Origin of the sequence: Corynebacterium sp. 13CS0277 (genome assembly GCF_002994655.1) — a bacterium.
Classification (GTDB): Bacteria; Actinomycetota; Actinomycetes; order Mycobacteriales; family Mycobacteriaceae; genus Corynebacterium.
Genome location: NZ_PPDL01000018.1, coordinates 71,148 through 79,487 on the forward strand (window position 1 = coordinate 71,148; position 8,340 = coordinate 79,487).

An 8,340-nucleotide genomic window follows, 5' to 3' on the forward strand; every position below is an offset into this window, starting at 1 on the left:
TAAAGGGAGTGTCCCTAGCCGATCTTCGGCGCGTCCATGGGGGTGGTGCCGCGGCGCAGCCACACACCACCGTTAATCATCGAGGAGATACCGCCGTGGCGTTCCACGGAGTCGGCGCGCACCGCGAGGTAGACGTGGATGACGACGAACGCCCAAATGACAAACATGATGAGCGCGTGGATGAGCCGCACGGTGGGGATCCCCAGCCACGCGACCGGCACCACCAGCAACGACCACAGGCCACTGTACTGGTTGTACAGGCCGTACAGGCCCAGCCCGGTGGCCATCTGCACGAGGCAGAGCACATAGATGCCGGTGTAGCTGAGCTGCTGCAGGGGATTGTGTGCGAGGTACACGGGCCCGTGGGGGGTGATGAAAGCGTAGTACTTGATGGTCTCGATGAGACCGCGCACATCCTTCCTCGAGTTCAGGGGCCAGAACGCCCGCCAGCGCAGCTGGCGGTCCTTGGCGACGAACGCCAGCCACACGCGCGACAGGCCCAGCACGATCCAGGCGAAGCCGGCCACGAAGTGAATGAAGCGGATGATCCCCATGAGGTAGCCGGTGTCGTCGGCGCTCGTCGGCTGCGGCAGCAGCCCGGGGTCCATGATGAAGTAGCCGGTGACGGTCATGGCGACGATGAGCGCCATGTTGGCCCAGTGCTGGAAGCGCAGGGTGGCGGACCACAGGTTGACGCGCACCCACGCATTGGGGTTTTCTGCCACGGTTTTCGCCAGCTGGGTGCGGGGTGCCAGCGCGAAGGCGATGAAGCCTTCGACGTGGAACTCGCCGACGTGGCCGTCGGCATCAATCGGCGCGGAGGCGACCGCCAGGCAGCGTTGCCCCATGCGTTCCGCGAGGTCGACGTGGCGGAGGAAGGGCGCTTTCTCCGCGGCGGGCAGCGTGGCCGCCCTAAGTACCGCCTCCACGTCACCGCGCATGATCATGATGTCCTGCGGCGGCTCGTGGGACTTGTCCATGAGGAACCCGTGCGCCCGGGTCAGGGAGTAGCGGCGGGCCTGGGTGGCGGGGCTGAACTGCCCCTCGGCGCTGTGCAGCACCTCAATGTCGGGGCGGTTGGCGTGCAACGAGGCCACGAGTGCGGCATCGATGGGGTCCTGGGAGCCTTCCGGCACCACGGCCGCCATGCACAGCAGGCGCCCGGAGGTCAGCTTCCGCGCCGAGTAGGTGCGCGCCACCCAGATGGCCCGCCCATCCCGGTCGCCTGTGGCCGCGTGGTCGACGCGCACATCGACCGCGCCCCGCCCCCGGGGGCCGGTGCGGGCCGCACTGTGGCGGGGCCCGCCGGGGGCCGCAGGCTCCTGGGTGTTGTGGGGTTGGGTGCCGGGGGTACTCATGGGGTCACCACCTGGAAAAGATCAGTGCCGTCGGTGTCGAGGACATGCACCGCACAGGACATACACGGGTCGAAGGAGTGAATGGTGCGCAGCGGCTCCAGGGGCGCGTTCACCTCGACGAGCGGGTGCCCGCCACCACTGGTCAGCGATTCCTCGTAGGGGCCGAGCTGCCCCTTGGGGTCCCGGCCGCCCGCCAGCCACGTCGTCGGCACCACTGCCTGGTAGTTGCTCACCTTCTCGTCGGTGATCTCCACCCAGTGGCCCAGGGTGCCGCGGGCGACCTCCATGAGGGCGTAGCCGCGGGACTGCTTCGGCCAGGTGGACGGCTCCCACTTGGAGGAATCAAACACGTCGAAATCGCCGCGGCGCAGCCCCTCGACGAAGCGCGGCAGCAGATCCCCCACGAGAGTTTCCGCGGAGGTCACGGCCTCCAGGGCGCGGGCCAGGGTCCGGCCCGCCGTGGAGTTCATCTGATCCACCGTGATGTCGAGGGCGTCCATCGCCTCGTCGAGGAGCTGGCGGGTGCGCGGCTCGTTTTGCAAGTAGGCGTTGAGCACGCGGGCGACGGGGCCGACCTGCATCGGGCGGCCCAAGTAGCGGGGAGCCTTCGACCAGGTGTACTTCTCACTGTCGGCCAGCCACTCGTACGGCGGCTTCGGGCCCGTGTAGGCGGGTGTCGTCTCACCCTCGGCGGGCTTGACGCCCGCATCATCGCCGGCGGTGTAGGTGTACCACGCGGAGGTAATGAACTCCTCGATCTGCTCCTCGTCCAACTCGTGCAGGGTGCTGTAATCCCCGTCGAGGATCACCCCGGGGCGGATATCCCGGTGCATCGTCGACACCGGCACCCCCTTCGTCGACCCCCGGTAGGTGGTGCCCGCCATGCCGACAGCCATGAAGTTCGGCGAGGAGGCCCCAATGCGGAAGTAGTCCTTGTACACCCCCATGATGGCCAGCGCATCCGGGTAGTAGCACTCGGTGACGAACTCGCGGATCTCCTCCGCCCAGTCGTGCACCTGGTCGACCTGCACCTGGTTGACGGTCTCCGACTTGTTCGGATCGATCTGGCACGCCATGCCACCCACGAGGAAGTTCGGGTGGGGGTTCTTGCCGCCGAACACGGTGGAAATCCTGATGATGGAGCGCTGGAACTGCAGCGCGTCCAGGTAGTGGCTCACCGCCATGAGGTTCGCCTCCGGGGGGAGACGGTAGTCGGGGTGATCCCAGTAGCCGCCGGTGAAGATCGACAACTGCCCGGAGGTCAGAATGTCCTGCACCGTCTTCTTCACCTTCGCGAACTGGTGCTCCGTGTTGCCGCGCCACGTCGACCCAATGGACTTGGCGAACTCGGCGGTTTTCGCCGGGTCAGCTTCCGCCGCAGACACCACGTTCACCCAGTCGAGGGCGTGCAGGTGGTAGAAGTGCACCACGTGGTCGTGGACTTCGTGGCTGGCAAGCACCAGGTCGCGAATGACTTGGGCTTGGGTGGGCGGCTGCGCACCGATGGCGTCTTCGACGGCGGTGACGGAGGCGACGGAGTGAGTACCGGTGCACACCCCGCAGATGCGGCCGACGAAGGCCCACACGTCGCGGGGGTCGCGGTCTTTCACGATGGTTTCGATGCCGCGGAACTGGGTGGTTTCGCTCCACGCCTGGGTGATTTTTTCGCCCTGGCGCTCCAATTCGATGCGCAGGTGCCCCTCGATGCGAGTGAGGGGGTCGATGACGACGCGTTCAGCCATGGTGCAAGGTTCTCCTGCGGTGCGGGGACAAGACAGTTCGTGGACGAAGAGAGAAGAGGAAGAGAGAAGAGAGGGAAGAGAAAAGCGGGAAGGGAGAAAGGGGAGAAGAGACGAGGAAGAGAAAGAAGAAAGAGAGGGAAAGATAAGAAAAGAAGAAGACAGCGGGAGGAAGAGGGGAAGAAGAGGGGAGAAGAAGTCACGAGAGGGAAGACGCGACAGCGGGGACCACGCAGACTTTGAGGCGGCACCTCGGGTGGCCGCGTCCCTGGGGCCGGTAAGGGGCCGGCCCCTCAGGCTGCGCGCCGCCCGCGGGGGTGCGCAGGTGGCCTACTGTGTCGCTTCCGGCGGTGCGGCCGCGCTGCCGCCCTCGGCGCTGGTGGTGGGGGTGGCGTCGGCGGGGAGGTCGCCGAAGGCGGCGAGGAGATCATCGTCGTTGTGCTCACGGACCTTGATGGTCTTGAAGAACGTCAACCCGCCGTGGACGGCCACACCGGCGGCCGCCGCCCCCACCAGGCCCAGGCCAACCTTTTCGGCGGTGGTCTCCACCCCGAAGCCGGTGACGTCCGGCAGGGTGTCGTAGAAGGGGGTGAACTTGTCGAAGAAGTCTTTCTCCGTGCAGCCGATGCAGGGGTGCCCGGCACCGATCGGCCAGGAGGTGTGCAGGTTCCACTGCGTGATGGGGCAGGGGCTGAACGTCGATGGGCCTTTACAGCCCACCTCGTAGAGGCACCAGCCGTTCTTGGCGCCCTCGTCGTCGAAGGACTTGACGAACTGCCCGGCGTCGAAGTGGGCGCGCTTCGGGCAGGAGTCGTGGATGCGCTGGTCGTAGGCGAACAGCGGGCGGCCTTCTGCGTCGACCTTCGGCGGGGTGCCGTAGGTGAGCAGGTAGGAAATGGTGGCGGTGATGACTTCACCGATCGGCGGGCACCCAGAGACGTTAATCACCGGCTTGTCAGTGATGATCTCCTCCACCCCCTTCGCCCCGGTGGGGTTGGGGCGGGCGGCCTGCACGGAGCCGTAGACGGCGCACGCGCCCACCGCGAGGATCACCGAGGCGTTCGCCGCGGCCTCCCGGAGGACTTGCTCGGCGGATTTGCCGCCGATGACACAGTAGGCGCCGTATTCGTCGACGGGGATGGAGCCGTTGACGACGAGGATGTGGGGTTCAGCATTGAGCTCGGCGAGGGCTTCCTCCGCGCCGTGGGCGCTGGCCGCCATGACGAGCTCGTTGTAGTTGACGCTGAGCAGGTTGAGGACCATGTCCTCCACGGTGGTGCCGCCGCTGCGGAGGACGGACTCCATGCAGCCGGTGCACTCCTGCAGCTGCAGCCACGCCACATTCGGCTTGGTGACCGCGCCCAGTTTGGTGGCGATCTCTTCGGCCTCGGCGGTGAAACCCGCGCCGGCGAACTGGGGGGAGCCGGCCGCAAAGATGGCGGCCAGGCCGCTGCACATCTTCAAAAAGGACCGGCGGGACACTCCCCGGCGCTCAAGGTTCGTGGCGAGAGTCTCGCCCTGCCACGTCGTGTCGATGTTCATGGTGTCGTGCCCGACTCTTTCTCCGGTTCAACGAGTTCACGCCCCACACACCCGCACAACACACACAAAACCCACACATACACACAACAGTCGCCAGGTGCGGCTCGACGTGAAACAACAATGTTTGTCTTCGACTCTTCTCACGGCACCCACCACCTCCTCGCCGGCGGCGAATCCCGCCGGCGCCGGTGTCGGCGCGCGCGGGTTCGGCGGCGGGTGCCGCGTGAGGTCAGCTACCCCAGACGTTAGCAGTCACGGTGCATCTTTCCCGCAGCGTAACGGTCATTTTTCGCCCACGACGCCGTTTTCCCAGCATGGCTCTACCCCCAGAAGTAGGTGTGGACAGGATGCCCTTGGGGGCATCCGGGTCGGCGGGCTGCCCGCCCGGGCAGCAATCCTGCTACCCCTGCCGCCGGCCCCGCCCACACCCTTAAGGCCTACGCCACTCCCCTGGAGGCCTACTCGGTGTCCTCTGTGCTCTCCGCGCCCGCAGTGCCGGCTGGGGCACTGCCCGGGGAGGTGGCAGTGGAGGCGGCGGTGGCGGTGACCCACTCGAACCAGGCATCCATGCCCTCCCCGGTGGTGGCCGCCACCGGGAAGATCGGGGCCGTGGGGTTGACCTGGCGGATGTTTGTCACCAACGTGTCCAGGTCGAGCGGCAGGTAGGGCAGCAGATCAATTTTGTTGATGAGGATCGCCTGCGCGGTGCGGAACATCACCGGGTACTTCAGGGGCTTGTCCTCACCCTCCGTCGTGGAGATCACCATCGCCTTGGCGTGCTCACCGACTTCGAATTCGGCGGGGCACACCAGGTTGCCGACGTTCTCAATGAACACCAGGTCCAGGGTCGACAAGTCCAGGCCTTTGAGAGCGTGGGCGACCATCGGCGCGTCGAGGTGGCATTCCCCGCCGAAGCCATTGCCGGTGTTGAGCAAACTCACCTGGGCGCCCAGGCCCGTGAGCCGGTCCGCGTCGAGGGAGGTTTCAATGTCGCCTTCGACGATGCCGCACCGCAGGGTGCCTGCGAGGTGTTCCAGGGTGCGGCGCAGCACCTCCGTCTTCCCGGAGCCGGGCGCACTCATCAGGTTGATGGCGCACACCTGGTGCGCGCTCAGGGCGTCCCGGTTGTGGGCGGCACAGTGATCGTTTTCGGCGAAGATGTCCTCGAGCACTTCGATGCGTTCCCGCCCCGTGGCGTAGCCCGAGTGGTCCCCATGATCGTGGGAGTGGGCATGATCATGCTCATGATCATGGTCATGGTCATGGTCATGGTGGTGGCCATGCTCATGGGAATGCCCATGATCGTGCGCGTGATCGTGGGTGTGGCCTTCGTGATCGTGGTCGTGGTGGTGCACCGTGCCGTCGTCGTGGCGGTGGAAGCGGCCCATGAGAAAAACCTCGCAGACGTAAAAAAGGGAAGGGCAAATAAGGGAAAACGAATAAAGAACCAGAACACAAGGGGTGTCGCGGGATGCCGCCGCAGCAGCACCGTCTTTGACCATACGCAGCACCCGCACCCCATGAGTGCGGCGCGGGGGTGGCAGGAGGGGTAGCGGGCCGCACGGTGCGGCGGATGAGGAGGGCCGGCCGTCCGGCACGGCGGTGGGGGAGAGCAGGCCATCCGTTAGTGGGCGGGGAGACCCGGCCATCCGGCACGGCGGCGGGCAGCAGAGCAGCCAGTGAGGGGGCGTTGCGGGTGGGGTGCGGGGCGCGTTTTAGCATGGAGTCATGACTGACTCCCGCACCCTGCCGATCGTTGCTTCATCCCCTCGTGGTGCCCGCGGGGCCGCACGTGCGGGTGCGGCCACGTCAGCGATGGCCGGCGTGGCACTGGTGGCGGCAGGAGCACTGCTGGTGGGGTGCAGTGGTGCCGGGCACTCATCGGCACCGTCGACGGTGGTGGTGACGTCGACGAAGGCCGCAGCATCGTCGACGAGCCCCTCCTTTCCCAGCGCCACCCCCGCCGCACCAGCACCTGGGGCGGCGGCTGTGTCCTCCACCGATGGGCAGTGGCAGGTCGGTGATGCGATCACCGACAGTGTGGAGGTCTGCGTGCAGCCCGAGGACTACGAGACGGGGGAAGGGTGTGCCCGCTCCATCACGCTGACCCGGGAGGACGTAGCGGGCCTGAGCGACGATGAGGTGCGGGACCTCATTGCTGACGCCGTCGTGGAAGCCTTCGTGGACAGTGTGAACGAGTCCCTGGAGGACGCGTTCACAGACCTGGATGATCTGGACAGCTACGACACGTACGACACCTATGACTCGTACGACTCCGACGAGGACGACGACAGCTACTAAGGCTTGTCAGCAGCCCCCAAAAAAACGACGCTACTCAGGCAGGAACCCTCAGGGCGCACCCGCAGCGTGCCTACTGTGCTGCGGGGCGGTGCTCCAACCAGGTGACGAAGCGATCATTGCCGGGGGAGAACAGGTACATCAATAGCGGGTTCACCACCGCCACCCAGGACACGCCGCGCTCCCACATGCTGGCAGCGCCCGCCACCGTGCCTGCAGCAATCCACGGCCACGAGCCGCGCAGGACCTGTAGTGCCCTCTGTGAGGGCACCTGGGGGAGGAAACGCAGCAGCATACCGACAGTAATGAGGGCTGCTACGACCCCGCAGCACACACCCCACGGCCCGCTGGTGGCGGTGATGGCTTTCGCTGCGCCGCCGCCGCAGAGCACAGCCCCGCAGCACAACCACATGGCCGCGGTGATGCGCTCCCGGCGGGTGGGCGCGTAACTGGGCGGGGGTAGCCGAGTGCGGCGCGTGGGATGGGCGCGGTGATGTCATGTCGGGATCTCCTCACATTCACGGTGAGCACACAGACTCACGAGGTGATGTGGTGCCCTGTGCTGAGCTGGGCTGGGCTGAGCCGTGGTGTGTGCCAAGACCGTGGTTGTCGCTGGGGGCTCTAGGTGGCCGGCGGTGGTGGTGCGGGGTCGGCATCCACATCAATGCTGACGAGGGAAAACTCCTCGCCCGCGAGGATACGTGCTACCGCGCCACACTGCGGGCAGAGAGCAGAAAACTCCCCGCTGATGGTGCCTTCGAAACCGCACTGGCAGGCCACCCGGGCTGGCACCCACTCCACGTGTAATTCGGCACCGTCGAGGGTGGTGCCGTGGGTGGTGAAGGTCCACGCGTACTCCAGGGAACGGGGTACGACCTGTCGCAGTGCGCCGATGCGGACGTCGACGCGGACGACGTGGCGGGATCCTGCGGCGCGGGTGACCGCCTGCGCGAGCTGGCGGGACAGGGCGACTTCGTGCACCAGGAGTTTCCCTTCGTCGTGGGGTGTGGGGTGCGGGTGCGCGTGGCGGCGGCAGCACCAGCGGCACCTTTGGTTCCCACGCTAGTCGACAGCCGGAGCGCCACCGTCACTGTGCCGGTGCAAGGGTCTGCGGCAAATTTTGGCAGGGTCAGCCGTGACATAACGGGTTTGCGGAGTCGTTGCACAACCGGATGCGGGATGAGCTGTGGCAAGACAACCTCGTTGAGGGGTCAAGTCCTGAGTTGTGGTGTAACGCTTCGTCGTCGTTTACAAGGAGTTTTTGGGCTACTTGATCTCAGCTACGCCACCATCGGCACCTCCTGATCGTCGCCGTCAGCCAGCTCTGCCTGCTCTGCCTGCTTGCGTGCTTTTTCGAGGAACTTGTCAGTGTCCTCAAGCGTCTGCAACGCCATATACCGACG

At 66.2% G+C, this 8,340-nt stretch carries 8 protein-coding genes; 2 read left to right on the plus strand and 6 right to left on the minus strand.

The window, feature by feature from the left end; genetic code table 11:
• Positions 1–14: 14 nt before the first annotated feature.
• Positions 15–1,358, minus strand: a complete 1,344-nt coding sequence (gene cybH, locus C1Y63_RS08915) for a Ni/Fe-hydrogenase, b-type cytochrome subunit (protein WP_106016107.1) — start codon at positions 1,356–1,358, stop codon at positions 15–17.
• Entirely contained in the window at positions 1,355–3,100 is a 1,746-nt protein-coding gene (locus tag C1Y63_RS08920; RefSeq protein WP_106016108.1) for a nickel-dependent hydrogenase large subunit, read from the minus strand. Before C1Y63_RS08920 ends, cybH begins: the two co-directional genes overlap by 4 nt.
• Positions 3,101–3,139: 39 nt before the next feature.
• On the opposite strand from C1Y63_RS08920, the gene C1Y63_RS12540 reads away from it, so the two are divergent.
• Positions 3,140–3,340, plus strand: coding sequence for a hypothetical protein (locus C1Y63_RS12540; RefSeq protein WP_146128916.1), 201 nt, complete (start codon positions 3,140–3,142; stop codon positions 3,338–3,340).
• 87 nt (positions 3,341–3,427) lie between these two features.
• On the opposite strand, the gene C1Y63_RS08925 is transcribed toward C1Y63_RS12540, so the two are convergent.
• Together C1Y63_RS08925 and hypB are read right to left on the minus strand one after the other, a co-directional pair.
• Complete coding sequence (locus C1Y63_RS08925) at positions 3,428–4,639, minus strand: hydrogenase small subunit (protein WP_106016109.1); 1,212 nt, start codon at positions 4,637–4,639, stop codon at positions 3,428–3,430.
• 458 nt (positions 4,640–5,097) lie between these two features.
• Positions 5,098–5,994: a hydrogenase nickel incorporation protein HypB gene (gene hypB / locus C1Y63_RS08930; RefSeq protein ID WP_233195659.1), complete on the minus strand. Its 897-nt coding sequence runs from the start codon at positions 5,992–5,994 to the stop codon at positions 5,098–5,100.
• Positions 5,995–6,367: 373 nt separating this feature from the next.
• Here hypB and C1Y63_RS12545 point away from each other — a divergent pair, with 373 nt between their 5' ends.
• On the plus strand, positions 6,368–6,940 hold the full coding sequence (locus tag C1Y63_RS12545; protein WP_146128917.1) for a hypothetical protein: 573 nt from the start codon (positions 6,368–6,370) through the stop codon (positions 6,938–6,940).
• Positions 6,941–7,010: 70 nt separating this feature from the next.
• Here the strand turns inward: C1Y63_RS12545 and C1Y63_RS08940 are convergent, their stop codons facing one another.
• Together C1Y63_RS08940 and C1Y63_RS08945 are read right to left on the minus strand one after the other, a co-directional pair.
• Positions 7,011–7,328 (minus strand): hypothetical protein, encoded by a 318-nt coding sequence (locus tag C1Y63_RS08940; protein WP_146128918.1) that lies wholly within the window; start codon positions 7,326–7,328, stop codon positions 7,011–7,013.
• A gap of 230 nt (positions 7,329–7,558) precedes the next feature.
• Positions 7,559–7,918: a hydrogenase maturation nickel metallochaperone HypA gene (locus C1Y63_RS08945; RefSeq protein ID WP_233195658.1), complete on the minus strand. Its 360-nt coding sequence runs from the start codon at positions 7,916–7,918 to the stop codon at positions 7,559–7,561.
• Positions 7,919–8,340: the final 422 nt, after the last annotated feature.